This window comes from Vibrio comitans, from assembly GCA_024346835.1.
Classification (GTDB): Bacteria; Pseudomonadota; Gammaproteobacteria; order Enterobacterales; family Vibrionaceae; genus Vibrio; species Vibrio comitans.
Map to the genome: position 1 here is coordinate 227859 of AP024867.1, position 16344 is coordinate 244202.

The 16344-nt window shown below is 45.1% G+C and carries 13 protein-coding genes; 5 read left to right on the forward strand and 8 right to left on the reverse strand.

Going from position 1 to position 16344, the window contains the following annotated elements; genetic code table 11:
• Positions 1 to 27 precede the first annotated feature (27 nt).
• Both OCU46_RS14865 and OCU46_RS14870 read right to left on the reverse strand, forming a co-directional pair.
• Positions 28 to 3120, reverse strand: coding sequence for an efflux RND transporter permease subunit (locus tag OCU46_RS14865; protein ID WP_141272841.1), 3093 nt, complete (start codon positions 3118 to 3120; stop codon positions 28 to 30).
• A 2-nt stretch (positions 3121 to 3122) separates the two neighbouring features.
• Positions 3123 to 4184 carry an efflux RND transporter periplasmic adaptor subunit gene (locus OCU46_RS14870; protein WP_141272839.1) on the reverse strand — a complete coding sequence of 354 codons (1062 nt, stop codon included), beginning with the start codon at positions 4182 to 4184 and terminating at the stop codon, positions 3123 to 3125.
• Positions 4185 to 4603: 419 nt separating this feature from the next.
• Here OCU46_RS14870 and OCU46_RS14875 point away from each other — a divergent pair, with 419 nt between their 5' ends.
• Complete coding sequence (locus OCU46_RS14875) at positions 4604 to 6175, forward strand: arylsulfatase (RefSeq protein ID WP_141272837.1); 1572 nt, start codon at positions 4604 to 4606, stop codon at positions 6173 to 6175.
• A 108-nt stretch (positions 6176 to 6283) separates the two neighbouring features.
• Positions 6284 to 6667, forward strand: a complete 384-nt coding sequence (gene gloA2, locus OCU46_RS14880) for an SMU1112c/YaeR family gloxylase I-like metalloprotein (RefSeq protein WP_141272835.1) — start codon at positions 6284 to 6286, stop codon at positions 6665 to 6667.
• Here the strand turns inward: gloA2 and OCU46_RS14885 are convergent.
• The 6 genes from OCU46_RS14885 to nrfB form a co-directional block, all read right to left on the reverse strand.
• A complete protein-coding gene (locus OCU46_RS14885) occupies positions 6664 to 6957 on the reverse strand; it encodes a hypothetical protein (protein WP_244311451.1) in 294 nt (97 codons plus the stop codon). The two genes, gloA2 and OCU46_RS14885, sit on opposite strands and share 4 nt — an antisense overlap.
• 83 nt (positions 6958 to 7040) lie before the next feature.
• Positions 7041 to 7475 (reverse strand): cytochrome c-type biogenesis protein, encoded by a 435-nt coding sequence (locus OCU46_RS14890; RefSeq protein ID WP_141272831.1) that lies wholly within the window; start codon positions 7473 to 7475, stop codon positions 7041 to 7043.
• Positions 7472 to 9436, reverse strand: a complete 1965-nt coding sequence (locus tag OCU46_RS14895) for a heme lyase CcmF/NrfE family subunit (protein WP_141272829.1) — start codon at positions 9434 to 9436, stop codon at positions 7472 to 7474. Before OCU46_RS14895 ends, OCU46_RS14890 begins: the two co-directional genes overlap by 4 nt.
• Positions 9437 to 9508: 72 nt before the next feature.
• Positions 9509 to 10456, reverse strand: coding sequence for a cytochrome c nitrite reductase subunit NrfD (gene nrfD, locus OCU46_RS14900; protein WP_141272827.1), 948 nt, complete (start codon positions 10454 to 10456; stop codon positions 9509 to 9511).
• Position 10457: 1 nt separating this feature from the next.
• Entirely contained in the window at positions 10458 to 11144 is a 687-nt protein-coding gene (gene nrfC, locus OCU46_RS14905; protein WP_141272825.1) for a cytochrome c nitrite reductase Fe-S protein, read from the reverse strand.
• Between the two features lie 8 nt (positions 11145 to 11152).
• Positions 11153 to 11737, reverse strand: coding sequence for a cytochrome c nitrite reductase pentaheme subunit (gene nrfB / locus OCU46_RS14910; protein WP_141272823.1), 585 nt, complete (start codon positions 11735 to 11737; stop codon positions 11153 to 11155).
• A 510-nt stretch (positions 11738 to 12247) separates the two neighbouring features.
• Between nrfB and nrfA the strand changes: the two genes are divergently transcribed.
• The 3 genes from nrfA (at position 12248) to OCU46_RS14925 (ending at position 15904) form a co-directional block, all read left to right on the forward strand.
• A complete protein-coding gene (nrfA, locus tag OCU46_RS14915; RefSeq protein ID WP_371858855.1) occupies positions 12248 to 13627 on the forward strand; it encodes an ammonia-forming nitrite reductase cytochrome c552 subunit in 1380 nt (459 codons plus the stop codon).
• A gap of 83 nt (positions 13628 to 13710) precedes the next feature.
• Positions 13711 to 14346: a TPR domain-containing protein gene (locus OCU46_RS14920; RefSeq protein WP_141272819.1), complete on the forward strand. Its 636-nt coding sequence runs from the start codon at positions 13711 to 13713 to the stop codon at positions 14344 to 14346.
• A gap of 199 nt (positions 14347 to 14545) precedes the next feature.
• Positions 14546 to 15904 (forward strand): APC family permease, encoded by a 1359-nt coding sequence (locus tag OCU46_RS14925; RefSeq protein WP_141272816.1) that lies wholly within the window; start codon positions 14546 to 14548, stop codon positions 15902 to 15904.
• Positions 15905 to 16344 lie beyond the last annotated feature (440 nt).

A 16344-nucleotide genomic window follows, 5' to 3' on the forward strand; every position in this document is an offset into this window, starting at 1 on the left:
CCATATGCGACAAGATGCATCTTTCTTTTAAGTATGCTCCGCCAATAAATTGTTAACCTGAGTAACACGAGCTTCTGGAGAGTGACTATAGCCTCCAATCCAAAGATAGAGACTCGGTATAACAAACAATGTCACTACTGTAGTGAGCAACATGCCGCTAAAGATAACAATACCCACAGAAAAGCGTGTCTCTGAGCCTGCACCTGTAGCAACAAGCATGGGAATAGAGCCTAGAAGTGTTGTCATGGCTGTCATTACAATTGGGCGAAGACGCTGCTCTGAAGCATTAAGAATCGCTTGTTTAATGTCTTGACCACGATCTCTTAACTGATTGGCAAACTCGACAATCAAGATACCGTTTTTAGTTGCCATGCCGATGAGCATGAGCATTCCCAACTGGGAATAGAGGTTAAAGCTATCCCCTGCCAGCAAAATACCAATCAACCCGCCCAAAAGGCCTATCGGTACCGTTAACATCACAATCGTAGGGCTCACAAAGCTTTCGAATTGAGCAGCAAGTACTAAATAAGAGACAAACAAAGAAAGAGCAAAGATAAGCCATACTTCACGTTGATTATCGTAATAGTCTTTTGACTCTCCCGCGTAATCGTAGGTATAGCCCGGCGGTAATAACGATGATGCTTGCTGCTCTAGATAATTCAGAGCGCCACCGAGTGTCACTCCATCTATTAAGTTTGCTTTGAGGGTAATAGATTTCTTACGTTGGTAATGGAATAAGCCGCGCGCAGAAGCCACATCATTAACAGACACTAGTATATCTAATGAGATTAGCTCTCCACTGTTTGAGCGAAGATACACCTTGCTCAAATCGGCTGCGGAGTTAAATTGAGCTTCATTGGCCTTAAGGTAGACGTCGTATTCTTCACCCGCCTCTTCAAAGCGGGTTTCTGTTGCGCCGCCAAGTAACACTTCCAGAGTGGATGCAATCTCGTTCACACTGACGCCCAGATCGCGAGCTACTTCTCGGTTTACTGACAGTAAAATTTCTGGAGTGGTCGGGTTATAATCAAGCTTAATACCATCCATCTTGCCACTGGATTCTGCAGATTTTTCTAGCTCTTTGGCTATCTCATAGATGACATCATACTCCTCCCCCTGCAACACAAACTGCACAGGCTCGCCCATTCCGCCGCCAAAACCAGGTTGGTAGGGAAACACCTGAACATCGGTCACATCACGGGTCAGCTCTTTAATATGATTGACCACCTCAGTAGCATTCACATCTCTATCATTCCAGTGTTTTAGCCTGATAATAAAGAAGCCTTGGTGATCAGCCCATGTGCCAAAAGCGGGGGTCGAATAGTTAAGCGAAGCCACAGGGCCATCTTCTGAGGCAAGTGGCATAAGGCGGTCGTTAATTTGCTCCATGCTTTTTAGCATCCGCTCATAGCTGGTTGCTTCTATGCCGCCAACATAAACGTTCACCGCCCCTCGGTCTTCTACTGGAGCAAATGCTCGTTGTTGCTGTTGATAGACGAAATAGAGCCCCACAGAGCAAACAAGAAGCACGAACAACGAGAAGGTCTTCCACTTTAGAACCGACTCTAAGCTGTTGCGATACGTAACTTGAATACGACTTACACCCTTGTCTACGGCCAAGCACACTCGATTCGGCTCTTCCAGTTCTTTCCGGAATAAAAGCTCACTGAGAACAGGTCCAAGAGTCAGTGCCGCGATAGATGAGAAGCCCACTGCGGCAGACAAGATTACCGCAAACTCTGCGAACATGTTGCCCAGCTTCCCTTCGAGGAAAATCAAAGGCAAGAAGGTCATGATCAGCACAAGTGTGGTGGCAATTACAGCAAAGTTAAGCTCTTTGGTTCCTTTAAACGCCGCTACCATAGCAGGCGCGCCGTTTCGCCTATGTCGTACTATGTTCTCTACGACAACGATGGCATCATCCACCACCAAACCTATCGCCAGAATCAAGGCCATCAGTGTGACTAGATTAATAGAGTAACCGCACAAATAGGCCACAGAAAACGCAGAGATAAGAGAAACCGGTACGGTTATCGCTGGAACAATCGTCGTCGATAGCCGACCTAAAAAGAGGTAAAGCACTGCCGTGACCAATACAGCCGTGATCCCTAGTGTGATGTAGACTTCTTTAATGGCCTCACGAATAAAAACAGTACTATCGTAGTCAACGTGTAGCTCCACACCTTCAGGTAAAAAGTGCTGTAATGATTTAAGTTCATCTAGAACAGACTCTGATACCGTTAAAGGATTTGCTTGAGACATGGCCACAATACCTAAGCCCATGCTATCAACATTGTTGGCTTTAAAGGTCGTGGTCTCTTTTTTCGCGCCAATGTAGACATTGGCAATGTCCTTTAGCAATACGGACTGCCCGTCTTTCTCGACAATTTGCAGTTGCTCAAAATCTTCGGCTTTTTGATACAAACGTTCTAAGCGAACCACCACATTCAATGATTCATTTTTCACGTATCCAGCAGGGAGCTGTAGGTTCTCCGCACGCAATGCTTGCGCTACATCTGTCGTAGTTAACTGGCGTGCAGCAAGGTCTTCTGGGTTGATCTCCACATACAACACACGTTCTATTACGCCAGAGGTGTTAATGGAACTGACACCCGGCACCAAGCTTAGGCGCTCGATTAGTATTCGCTGAGCATAATCACTCAGCTCAATGCGATCGTGTTTGGTGCTTGTAAGGTTAAGCCACATGAAGGGGTCACCCTCACTGCTGTTTTTACGCACAATCGGTTCATCCACATCATCGGGTAAACTGCCTCGCGCTCGACTGACAGCATCACGCACATCGCTGACCGCCTGGATCATGTCATAGCCTGACTTAAACGTAATGTTAATACCTGACCATCCATCCCACGAAGATGACCAAATGTAGTCAATGCCATCAATGCCGCTAAGTTGGTCCTCGATAGGCTTGGTTATTTGACTCTCAACAATGGATGATGCACTACCGCCATAGGGTGTACCGACCGAAACCACGCTGCTTTCTACATCAGGCATTTCTCGAACAGCGAGCATGCTAGCGCCAACCAAGCCAAACACAATAAATAGGATGTTTAACACTATCGCCGAGGTTGGGCGATACATTGCAAAATCAGACAGTTTCATGGCTAAACGTCACCACTTGGCAGGTGTGTGTTTATCGTTTCAATAACTTCCACTTGTGCATTTTCTCGCAGCTTCACTGTCCCACGATAAACAATTTCCTCCCCAACAGTCAGCCCCTCTAGGACTTGTACTTTCTCGCCTGTGCGCTCACCAAGTGTCACGATACGTTTTTCTACCTTGCTATCTTGCACCACATACACAAAGCGTTCATGCCCTCGATACACCACAGATTGTAATGGAACAGTGACTTCGGCCTGAGTCGGCAGTGGCAATTCACCAAGCACAAGACTGCCTGGCGTTAGGCCGGCTTCATCATTATCGATGCGAAACTGCACTTGGATATTTTGCGTTTGACTGTTTACGCGACTGTCCAAACTGGTCAAGGTAGCCTTTACAGACTTAGCCCCTTCGATGCTTGAAAGATGAGTGGTTTGCCCAATATTAAGTTGACGCAAATATTTAGCAGGAAGGGCGACATTCAATCTAAGATAGCTAGAATCATCAAGTGTGGTCAGTACCGTTTCACTCTCAACATTTTGCCCAACAGTAATATCCACTAAGCCCAATGTTCCTGAAAATGGAGCGCTCACTCGCTTGTCTTGCAGCGTCGCTTTGGCCAGCTCTAGCTCTGCCTTTTGCATTTCAACATTAGCAAGTGCGGCGTCGACATCCCCTTGTGGAACGGCGCCGTTAGGTAACAGCCGAAGTAAGTTACTATGTTGGCGTTGAAGCTCTTTCAAGTTTGCTGCTTCTCGCTGCACAACAGCGCGCTGATGCCTATCATCAAGCAGAAATAGCAATTGCCCTTTCTTAACTTCATCTCCAGACTTCACTAAAACCTTTGAGACCTTTCCTTTCTCTTCTGGCTTTATCTCTACCGATTGGTGAGCAAACGTATTGCCCAACATATGAACGCTGCGCTCTAGGGTGTCCTGACCTGCAAATGTGGTATCCACTGTTAGAGCATGTGACTGTGTCGGCGCTTCTTTTTCTGAGGTATGAAGGGAAAATGCTGAGATCCCGGCGGTGGCGGTGATAACTGCAATCAGTAGGTATTTTTTCATTGTGCTTGGAAAGGCTTAGTGGTGTAGGAATGTGGCGCTATTCTACTTGTTGTGTATGAGGCTAGATAATGTTGATGTCATTATTTGATGCTTATCTCAAAATTTGTGACAGTAAATATTGCTACAAAATGATACTAATTCAGCCACTTCTTATTACTCAGTCTTCTGAGACCCTCGTATACAAGGCATTTCTCGTTACGCTCTCACTGCATTGACAAAGCCGACCCTTAGCTTATTACCAAAGGTTATACAGTCTATAAAGCGACAACCTTCATCTTGAAAATTACATTATGTGCCAACAACAGTTCAGATAAGTAACCTTTTCAGCTTGTTAGTGTTAGTCACTTGCAACCTAAAGCCCAATTCCGCTTCGCTGAACTGTCGCAATCCTTTTCCCTACTAAACGTGATGGAGTCTCAATGACTAATCAATTCAGCAAACTAGCTATTTCAGCAGGAATGTTGGCAGCATCAGCGTCAGCTGTAGCCGCTGACAAGCCAAATATCCTTGCCATCTTTGGTGATGATATTGGCCTATGGAATATCGGCGCATACAACCAAGGCATGATGGGCTATGAAACCCCTAACATCGACCGTATTGCCAGTGAAGGTGCACTGTTTACCGACCACTACGGTCAGCAATCATGTACAGCGGGTCGTGCCTCGTTTATTACTGGCCAAGAACCATTCCGTACTGGTTTATTGACTATCGGTATGCCGGGTTCTACTCACGGCATTCCTGACTGGGCACCAACCATTGCTGATCTATTGAAAGACCAAGGTTACATGACCGCTCAGTTTGGTAAAAACCACCTTGGTGACCAAGACCAACATCTACCGACAAAACATGGCTTCGACGAGTTCTTTGGCAATCTATACCACTTGAATGCGGAAGAAGAGCCTGAGACTTACTACTACCCTAAAGACCCTGAGTTTCGCAAAAATTATGGCCCGCGTGGTGTAATTAAGTCTTACGCTGATGGTCGCATTGAAGATACCGGCCCAATGACGCGTAAGCGCATGGAAACCGCTGATGAAGAATTCCTTGATTCTTCACTCGCCTTCATGGAAAAAGCAGTAAAAGCGGACAAGCCTTTCTTTATCTGGCACAACACCACACGTATGCACGTTTGGACTCGCCTTCAAGAGAAATACCAAGGTAAGTCAGGCATCAGCATCTATGCCGATGGCATGCTAGAGCACGATGATCACGTTGGTATTCTGCTGGATAAGCTTGACGATTTAGGTATTGCTGACAACACCATCGTTATCTACTCAACCGATAACGGTGCAGAAACAGTGTCTTGGCCAGATGGTGGTGCTACACCATTCTACGGCGAGAAAGGTACTACTTGGGAAGGCGGTATGCGTGTTCCTCAACTTGTGCGCTGGCCTGGCGTGATTGAACCAGGTTCTCGCTACAACGACATGATGGCGCACCAAGATTGGTTGCCAACTATCATGGCGGCAGCTGGTGTTCCAGATGTGAAAGAGAAGCTTGCTGAAGGTTACACGTCTAACGGCAAAGAGTGGCGCGTACATATCGATGGCTACAACTTCATGCCTTACTTTGAAGGTAAGCAAGAAAAAGGTCCTCGTGAGTCACTACTTTACTTCACCGCTAATGGCGAGCTAAACGCTATCCGTTGGAATGATTGGAAACTGCACTTCGCAACCCTAGAAGGCAACATCACCGATGCGGTGCGCTTTGAGTCTAACTGGCCGAAGATCATTCACCTGCGTGCTGACCCATTTGAGAAGGCGCCACACGAATCAGGTATGTACTTACGCTGGATGGCGGACAACATGTGGTTATTCGTACCTGTTCAAGATGAACTTGGTAAGTTCTTTGCAACGCTAGGACAGTACCCTCGTCAAGAAGGTCAAGTACTAAACCCTGCGGCAATCAGCCAAACGTCATTGGGTGTGAAGGCAAAACTAAATCAAATCGACCAGCTTCAAAAGCAAATTGATGAGATGAACAAGAAATAATCATTCCACGTTATTCCTCTCTGCTTGTTAGAGACTTTGCTCAGCCCTTGCGGCTGAGCTTTTTTATTCGTGTTAGAATGAAGTCATAACAACGACTTAGAGTTCGCCATGCTAAAGGGTACCCACCACGTCGCCATCATCTGTAGCGATTATCAAACATCAAAACACTTCTACACGCATATTCTTGGGTTAAATATCATCGCTGAGAACTATCGAGCGCATAGAGACTCTTACAAGCTTGATCTAGCCTTGCCTGATGGAACGCAAATTGAGCTGTTTTCTTTCCCTTCGCCACCAAAACGCCCAAGCACACCTGAAGCTCAGGGGTTGAGACACTTGGCTTTTAAAGTCGATGATTTAGATAGTTGTATCAAACATCTAGAAGAAAATAAGATTGAAGTAGAAGCGGTACGCGTGGATGAGTTTACAGGTAAACTCTTTACCTTTTTTAAAGACCCTGATGATTTACCTCTAGAGTTATACGAGGGTTAGTAAGTGAGTGTCTCTGGGTCAACGTCAATGAAATGAGGCGGGATAGGTTTCGCAAACTGCACTGCCATAATATGAGTCGCGCCTTGCATCAAGGCCTTACAAACCCTATGCATACCATCCATTACCCGCCCTTCATGGCACAAGATAATGGGATATTTTAGGTCTGTTTGCTGAATGAGTTTGGCATGTTCCGCAATATTGCGACAGGTTGGTTTAGCACCGCCAAGATCATACCAAAAGGCCTCATCTAACTCTTGAATTGTATCTAGGGGCACGCTAACTACTGGCATCCCTTGCGCCATCTTAACAAGTTTAATCACATCCCAGATCAAAAGCTTGCCATCAATAGAGCGCCTAAAATGGTACTGCTGCCTCAATCTATGCCTCGTATCGTTCGTTTGATATGCCCAACACTAAAACCAATCATAAATAGTCCTAGTACGATAGGGATCCCCCACAGCATGGCATTCTTGATACTAAATGAGGGCTGATAGAGTACATGCTCACCGTATCTCTCCACCATATACTCTTTGACCTCATCTTCGGATTTTCCTGCCTTAATCAATTCAAACACTCTAAGTCGAATGTCCTTAGCCACCGCCGAATTAGATTCGATTAAATTTTGATTCTGACACATGGGGCATCGCAAAGTTTTAGCCAGATAAATCGCCTGCTTTTGCTGCGCCACAGAATCAAACTCAAACAGATCGACAGGATGAGAAATCGTTTGATAACCCGCAGCAAAAACAGATGATGCATAGCAAAGGCTCAATGTCAGCAACACCATTAAACGCCCAAATAATCTCATGTTTGATATCTCCGCGTTATTGCTCTTTTGCTGCGCGGATTAAATTGCTTAACCAATACTCCGCGGACAAGTAACCCAATACCGGCGAAGACCACCAACAGACCTCCCATACCAATCCAGCGAATAAAGGCCTTAAATTGAATTCGCACAGCGTAATGTTGAGGATCTAGCTTTTCTCCGAGGGTGATATAAACATCGCCATTCCAATATGGCGTCAAAGAGGGCTCAGTCATGTTCATGACGCGAACCGGATAATGTCGCTTCTCAGGTCTTGCTATCAGGCTATTCCCCGAGTTATCAGTAATCTCAATGACAGCTTGCTCAGCGGTGAAATTCGGCGCAACGTAGAGTTCGGTTTGCTGATAATTGATGTTGTAGTCGCCAAACTGCACGCTACTTTTTGGACCGAGCTTGGCGGTCAGTTCGTAAGAATAGTAGCTATTCATACTGGCTCCAAAAGCCAGTAACGCTACACCAATATGAGCAATTGAAACGAGATAAATCTTGTACCTATATTCTTTTTTTCGCACTCGCAAGCAGCGAAGAACGTGAGTCACAATTAGCCAAGTCGCAACCCAGGTAGTGATAAACGCATAGGTAGACCATGTGGCTGCGACCTCACTGTCTTGGTTGGTGTAGTAATGGATAAACACTAGAGACAGAAAGCCACTCACTGACACCGTAATTGATGCCAGCTTTCTAGGGAAATCACCCGACTTTGCCTGCCATTTGAGTAGTGGGCTTAATGCCATTGCTGTTAGCGCAATAATGGTCAATGGCGCAAACAATAAGTTGAAGTAAGGCGCGCCGACAGAGATGTTACCTAAACCAAATAATTGGTACAGCATGGGATAAAATGTACCGAGAAGGACAATCGCCGTTGCTAATACAAAAAGATTGAGTGCCCACAAGATAAAGGTATTTTTACTAGAAAACCCCGAGATAGTATTGGACTTAATTGACGCGGCTCGATTGATAAGCAAAACATAGGCGCTTATAAATACCAAGCTCAAAATCCCCAGCAATGTCAGCCCTTTACTGGGATCAACTGCAAATGCATGCACTGAGGTCAATACACCGGAGCGAACAATAAAAGTACCCAATATACTAAGACAAAAAGTCACTATCGCTAGCGAAAACGTCCACAGTTTTAGCTGCCCTTGCTTTCGACTCGCAATTACCGAATGCACTAACGCCGTCGCCGTTAACCAAGGCAAAAGGGAAGCGTTTTCAACCGGATCCCAGAACCACCAACCGCCCCATCCTAGCTCGTAATAAGCCCATCCCGCACCAAGGATAATGCCTGCACTTAAGAAGACCCATGCTAATAAGGTATGCCGCGTTAATCGCTCAAAAAGCTCGCCTTCAGCCTTTGCCTCTATCAAGTAGCCGCAGGTTAGCGCCAGCACAGAAGCAAATCCAACATAACCGACATACAGTAAGGGAGGATGAATGATAAGCCCTATATCTTGTAGCATAGGATTGAGGTCTCTCCCCTCAAGTGGCAGGACCTCATTCATAGTAAAAGGATTAGAAGCAAGCAGAGTAAACCAGCTAAAAATAGACACCAGAACCAGCATCAGCCAACTAGCATGAAAGTCACTCACACTATTATTTTTTCTGGAAACCAATACAGCCCAGCCTGCAATTATGGCAACCCAAAACAACATTGAACCTTGGTGGCCACCCCAGGTTGCTGCGATCTTAAATGGCAAAGCTAATGCGCTGTTAGAGTTATCAGAGACATAAGACAGTGAGAAGTCATCAGTGGCAAACGCATAACTCAATAATAACAGTGACAAGCCAGCAAAAAGGAAGACTATATTGGAAAAAGAACGAGAGAGAACCGCAAGCACAGCAATTTGCTTGCTCTGCGAAAGGCTATAAAGCCCTACTGCGGCACCGCAACTGCTGATGACTGCCGTTAGGATCAAGCAAAACAACCCTAGATTCGCTAGCATCTCATTCCCTATAAAAATAAACCCAAGTAACTCGAACGAATTCAAATTACCTGGGGTTTGTTCAGACGGAATCTAAATAACCGTCATTTGTCCTGCATACAACACAAATGTACGTAGCATCAATACACCAATCAAGCTCAGACTAGTGACCGTCAAAATAAAACCATGATTATGCTTGGTGCTAGAAGGGCTAAAGTAGTTCATGGCCAATGGCAACAACATACCAATGCCCACCACGCCAAACCAGAACCAATTAGACCAGAATCCACCACCTATGGCATTCCAAGCCGCCGCTTCGTGCTGTCCACCGGTAAAGATAAGGCCGGTGAAAAATGTCACAAGAACAAACAGCTCAAACAGCACCACTGGACGTTCAAAGCTATGAATCCAAGCCACACTGGAGCTATGTGCATCCTCTTTAAACACCAGTATGCCAAATAACAAACACGCCGCTGCGCCTGATGACAAACTAGAAAACAAGAAAAGGATCGGTAGTACAGGATTGTTGAGCATTGGATAGGTTTGCAGCGCCGACAGTAAGAATCCAGTGTAGGCTGCTAGAGCAATTGCTAAAAATCCAAGAAACAACTCGATGCCATTCTCGAAGGTTTTGAACTTAACAAGCAAGCCATCAACAAACTGAAACTTGCCCCCTAAGAAGTTCATGATGGTGGTTCTAAAGATGATGCCTATCCAGACAAACAATACCGCCATGTAGACCTGGAATAAAATCACACCCATCGACATCACCGACGTCGGGTTGTAATAGATCATGATCTTCCAGAAATCTAGAGGTTTAGTTAAGTGGAATACCAATATCAATAGGCCCACAATAATGCCAAATGGCGCGAGCCAAGCGATGGCTTTCATGATGCCATTTTCCGATGCGTCACCCGTGATGACCTTGCGTTTAAGGTATAAACCAACAATTACCGCACCTGCGGACATCCCTGCGAGGAAAAGATAGATGGCAATGATCCAATCCCACACCAAAGAGTCGAAATGAAATGCACTGTTCATGTTACACCTCCCCCTTATCAAACGGCACTTTATACAGTTGAGGCTTGGTGCCCAAAGTGACCTTGTCACGATAAACTGGCTTGGCCTGAATTGCTTGGTTGATATTACTACTAGGATCGTTCAGATCACCGAATACCAATGCGCTGGTTGGGCAACTTTCAACACAAGCAGGTTGCTTACCTTCAGCAAGATTGGTATCACGACAGAAGTTACATTTATCAGCTGATTTATTTTCAGGATGAAAGAACCGCACTTGATATGGACATGCTGCTAAGCAGTAGCCACAACCTACGCATTTCTCTTTGTGGACATCAACGATCCCTGTTTTTTCATCTTTGTAGGCTGCGCCTGTCGGGCAAACATACACACAAGGAGGGTTTTCACAATGTTGGCAAGAATCTCGAGTAAATCGATACTCTACGTTAGGAAATTCACCTATAGGATCAGAGCGCTCAATCTCTAAACGACTGACTCCCTCGGGAACATTATTCACCTCTCGGCATGCCTCAGTACACGCAGTACAGCCAATACAGGCATTTTCATCATGTAGCATGCCGTATTTGATCTTCGCCTCTTCTTCGCCACTGGCAAACGAGTTCCGACTAGATAAAGCTGTCGTCGTGCCAACGCCCGTAGTAAAGATGACGGCGCCTGCGCCTGCTATGAAGTTTCTTCTAGAACAACTCATATCATCTCCTACTCTTCACGCTTGTGGTTGAAGTCTGAATGACAATCTACACACATACCAACGATGGCCTTATGGTCATAAGACAAGACCTTGGCATCGGTTCCATGAACCGTGTGGCAGTTAGAACAAGTTAAGTTCTTGGCGTGTACATCATGTGTCCAGCTTGATTCTCGTAGGCTTTCAGGAGTATGGCAATCCATACAAGTGCTGTTTGCCTTAAGTATCATTTCAGGGGATAGCTGTTGCTTATCTGTCCCTACTTGAGACTGAGCATCAGAGTATTTGATGACGGTTGATCCGCCGTCGCGGTGATCTGGCCCGATGTTGCTATGACAGTCGGTGCAGTTGGCTTCTTTGCCGATAGCATCGATGACATTTTGTCCATGAGATCCAGCTAAAGTGTGTTTAGAGTCTTTATGACATTGAGTACATTTGTAATCTTTGTCTCGTATCAACTCTACTTTAAAGCGCTCTGATGTCGCTGAATCACTAGGGACACCATCATTGGCCAAAGCATTAATAGAATAACCAAATAGACACAGCGCTAATAAGGCTTGAAGCATTGTGGCTATGGTCAATTTAATATTGCCCATCGTATCCTTTCCTTAAATCGAAATAGAATCAATTTATTTCGACCACTAATTAACAACTCTCAGCTCAATATTATTGAAGCCAAGTGCAATCAATTCTTAATTAGGATAAGCCACAACGCTTTACGCCATAATAATAGTAACTAATGTGCTACATAACGAACAATTTGATACATATTAGTGACACAGATCGACTAATATCTTCAGACCGCAAGTATGTAAGTCATTGATTTTCAAGTGATAATAAATCTCATTAACTATTATTTACATATAAGTTCATCTTTGTGATCTACACCTATAGTGTAAATTGATCTAGATCAATTTAAATCCTATTGGCTCATGTGGGCCTTTATTTTTCACTTACACTTACCCCGTTGTCTATATTGATCCACCGTATAGGCTCCACCTCCAATTCTTTTAGGAAGCTGCCCCACAACGCAATTCATAAAATGAGAATATGGAGATAGCATTGTGAACAAACAGTGGAAACTAGGGTTTTTCGCGCCTTTAGCTTTGTTAGGTCTTTTGACCTGCAGTGCTTTTGCGACTGCCGAGGATGGAGTGCGCATTGATCCGCGTAATCAAGCATTCGAAGAAGCACATCCCGATCAATACCATAGCTGGAAAGCCACCAGCGAAAGTGAAGAAATAGACGACGCGCTTGCTGGCGACCCTAATATGGTCATCCTATGGGCAGGTTACGGCTTTGCCAAAGATTACAACAAAGCACGTGGCCACTTCTATGCGGTTGATGACGTAAGACAAACCTTGCGTACTGGTGGACCTACTGATGCAGAATCAGGGCCTATGCCGATGGCATGCTGGAGCTGTAAAAGTCCTGATGTTGCTCGAGTAATCGATGAGCGCGGAGAAGATGGATACTTTGAAGGTAAATGGGCTCGTCTTGGTGGCGAAATTGTTAACCCTATAGGCTGTTCTGACTGTCACGATACTGGTAGTGAAAAATTCAAAAATGGTGAGCCTGAGCTAGCCATTACCCGTCCGTATGTCGATCGCGCTATGCAAGCCATCGGCAAGCCTTTCGAAGAGCAATCTCGTTTAGACCAACAAGCTAGCGTTTGTGCGCAATGCCACGTTGAGTACTACTTCGTGAAAGACGCTAAAAATGCCGTTAAATTCCCTTGGGATATGGGCACCAGTGTCGGTGAAATGGAACTTTACTACGATGCTCTTGGCTTTGCAGATTGGACCCATGGCGTGTCTAAAGCCCCAATGCTAAAAGCTCAGCACCCAGGCTACGAGACTTGGCGTGATGGTATTCATGGCAAGAACAACGTCGTATGTGTTGACTGTCATATGCCTAAAGTCGAAAAAGAAGATGGCACGGTTTATACCGATCATAAGATTGGTAACCCATTCGATCGCTTCGAAGATACGTGTGCAAATTGTCACACTCAGAGCAAAGATCAGCTTCAGGGCATAGTTTCAACACGTAAAGCGCAAGTGCTGAACATGAAATTGACCGCTGAGAAGCAGATTGTTGCCGCTCACTTTGAGGCCAAAGCAGCTTGGGATGCAGGGGCGACAGAGCAAGAGATGGCACCTATCCTACAAGATATTCGTCACGCTCAATGGCGCTGGGATTACGCTATCGCATCACATGGCGTACACATGCACGCTCCTGAGATTGCACTAGAAGTTCTAGGTACGGCTGTTGATAGAGCAGCAGACGCAAGAACGAAGACTATTCGACTTCTTGCGAAGAAAGGTGTTACAGACCCAGTACAAATCCCTGATATTTCCACCAAAGAGAAAGCACAAGCGGCTCTTGGTATGGATATGGATGCGATGAATGCAGAGAAAGAACACTTCTTGAAGACTGTCGTACCAAAATGGGAAGAAGAAGCGCAAGCACGTGAAGCCAGTTATTAAACTTCACTTGAAATAGGCTGGCTACTATAACAACCTAACCGAGGCTCCGATAATTCCGGAGCCTCATTGTCACAGGAGAATCAATGCAAAGTACGGCGGCTATATTATTCAGCTTGGTCTTAATCACAGCGGGCATACTCTATGCAGCGCTGCGAAAACAGCTGTCAAATACTGCCAGTCTTACCTTTTCTAGTTTGGCAACTGTGACTGTTTTTACTTTGGCATCTGGTGTTTGGCTTGTCCTAAAAAATGAGTTACCTTCCCCTGCTTTTGCTAAAGCGCCTCTCACCATTGAACAAGTGATGGAGGACAAACAGCAACATCTCACTGACAACCCTAACGATGCGGACGCATGGTTCGAACTGGGTCAGCTTTATATGAGTCAATATGAATTTGACTCCGCAACGACCTGCTTTGATTATGCAATAAGGCTTTCTAAAGTCCCTTATGCAGGGCAATTTTCCGCTCTAGCCACCGCCCAGTATTATCAACACTCACAAACTATCACAGCTGATGTACGCCGTTTATTAGACATAACTCTAGAGATGGATCCATTCAACGAAACAGCACTGCAACTGATAGCTTCAGATCATTTTATGAGTGCGAGATATGAGCAAGCTATAGTCCATTGGACAATGATCTTAGATTCTGACCGTTTGGGCGTTGATAGGGCTAAAGTCATCAGTAGCATCAATCAGGCTCAGTCTTTTATTCGATAGAAAACTTCTTAAATGGTTCCTTCCTGTTCTGTTCTTGTTAAAAACTAACCAGATCTATCTACAACAACGGCAATCACTAACTATCTTATATAACTATGGTCGCATTTTTTTTCAGTTAGTCTAAACTGCTCGCCTTTGAATATATTGCTTGAGTTTTAACACTCAAGATTTTTGCTAGAAGTTAATTGAGGTAGTGAAAGTGCACGAGAAGTTACAACCTAAATACGGTTTAGGTACGGCAGTGTCACTGGTTGTTGGTATCGTAGTCGGTATTGGCATTTTCTTTAAAGCAGGTCCTGTCCTGCAAGCCACTGGTGGTAATGGTACCTATGCTGTTATCGCTTGGGTTTTGGCTGCATTATTGACCACAGTTGCAGCGATTGTAATCTCAGAGATTGCATCAATGGGCTCTAAAACTGGCGGACTGATGTCGTTCAGTGAAACTGCATGGGGCGAGCGCTTTGGATTCTTCGTTGGTTGGGTACAAACCGTTCTTTATATACCGCTCATTCTTGCTGTTATCCTTTATTACTCAGCGGTATTTACTTGCGCATTTTTGCAGATTGAACCGACATTACCTGTACTGGCTGGTCTTTCTGCGCTGTATTTTGTTACCTTTGCGGCGGCTAACCTTTTAGCTGAATCTTTAGGCGGCCTACTGCAACGTATCGCTACTCTAATTAAGCTCATTCCACTTCTTGGTATTGCACTGTTTGGCTTTTTCTACCAAGGAGAGGCCGTAACCGCCTCTGCTGATGCCATTGCTTCGGTTTCAGAGGTGAGCTTTGCTGCCGCAATTGCTGCAGCGATGATTCCAGTACTATTTGCATTTGATGGTTGGATCTTCGTCACCACTATTGCTCACGAAATCAAGAACCCACAACGTAACTTGCCTCTTGCTATGGTTGGCGGTCTTGCCATCATTGGCTTGGTATACGTGATGTTTACATTGGGCTTACTCTCTGTGGCTGAAGGCGCGTCTTATGCAAACGGTGAGATGGGTGTATCAGAGGTTGCTAACCTGCTATTTGGTGAAAGCCTAGGTAGAACGCTTTCATTCTTTATCGTTATCTCCGCTTTAGGTGGGTTTAACGGATTGATGTTACTGGGTATGCGTATGCCTTATTCTTTGGCTATGCGTCGTAACTTTATCGGTTCACAAGCATTACTAACGGTATCTACTCGTACTAACCTACCTGTGCGTTCAGGGTTAACTATGTTGGCATTGTTGGCGCTTTACATGACGGCAGGTTTCACACTTGCTGGTACAGGTATCCATGCAGGTATCTTTGATCTATACGGCGACTTACCTATCGCGCTCATGTGGATCATCTACGCTGTGCTGTTCTTGGGCGTATGGCGTTTGCGTAAAACACAGCCCGATGCCAAGCGTCTGATCCGCGTACCTGCGTTACCTGTTTTTGTACTACTAGCTATCGCCGGAACCGGTTATGCACTGTATGGTTTTGTGCCAGCGAACATCACCTCTTTCGCACTCTCTTGTGTGGTGGCCACCATTGGCCTGATCGTTTACTCTCGCTCTGAGGCGCGCGACTAATTAGCACTATTTAGAGGGGCTAGGTATGATTTCAACCCAGCCTTGCCTCTCTTTAATAAACTCAATAATCAGCTTGAATTTTTGTAGCAGATTTACCCTTTCCTGATACACCATACAAAAACTTTTCCCCTGTACTATCCATTCGGATAGCAATATCTTCAAGTCTTGGAATCAGTGCTCTCGATACAGAGAGGTAAGTAATAGACCCACCCCATAGCCATTCAAGGCCATGATGCGAGCCATCATGAAATCGTCATACTGCATAACTGGCTCAGAGTTAATCTCATAGCTCTCCCTGCTTTAGCAAACTACCACGCCAAATGCATAATCATCATAAAACTCCACATTCTGATTTGAACAACAAGGTTCTATTCAGCAGTTACCTCGAAATTTGGTATACACCAAAAATGAAAAGTAATTATGTAACTCTATTTATATGA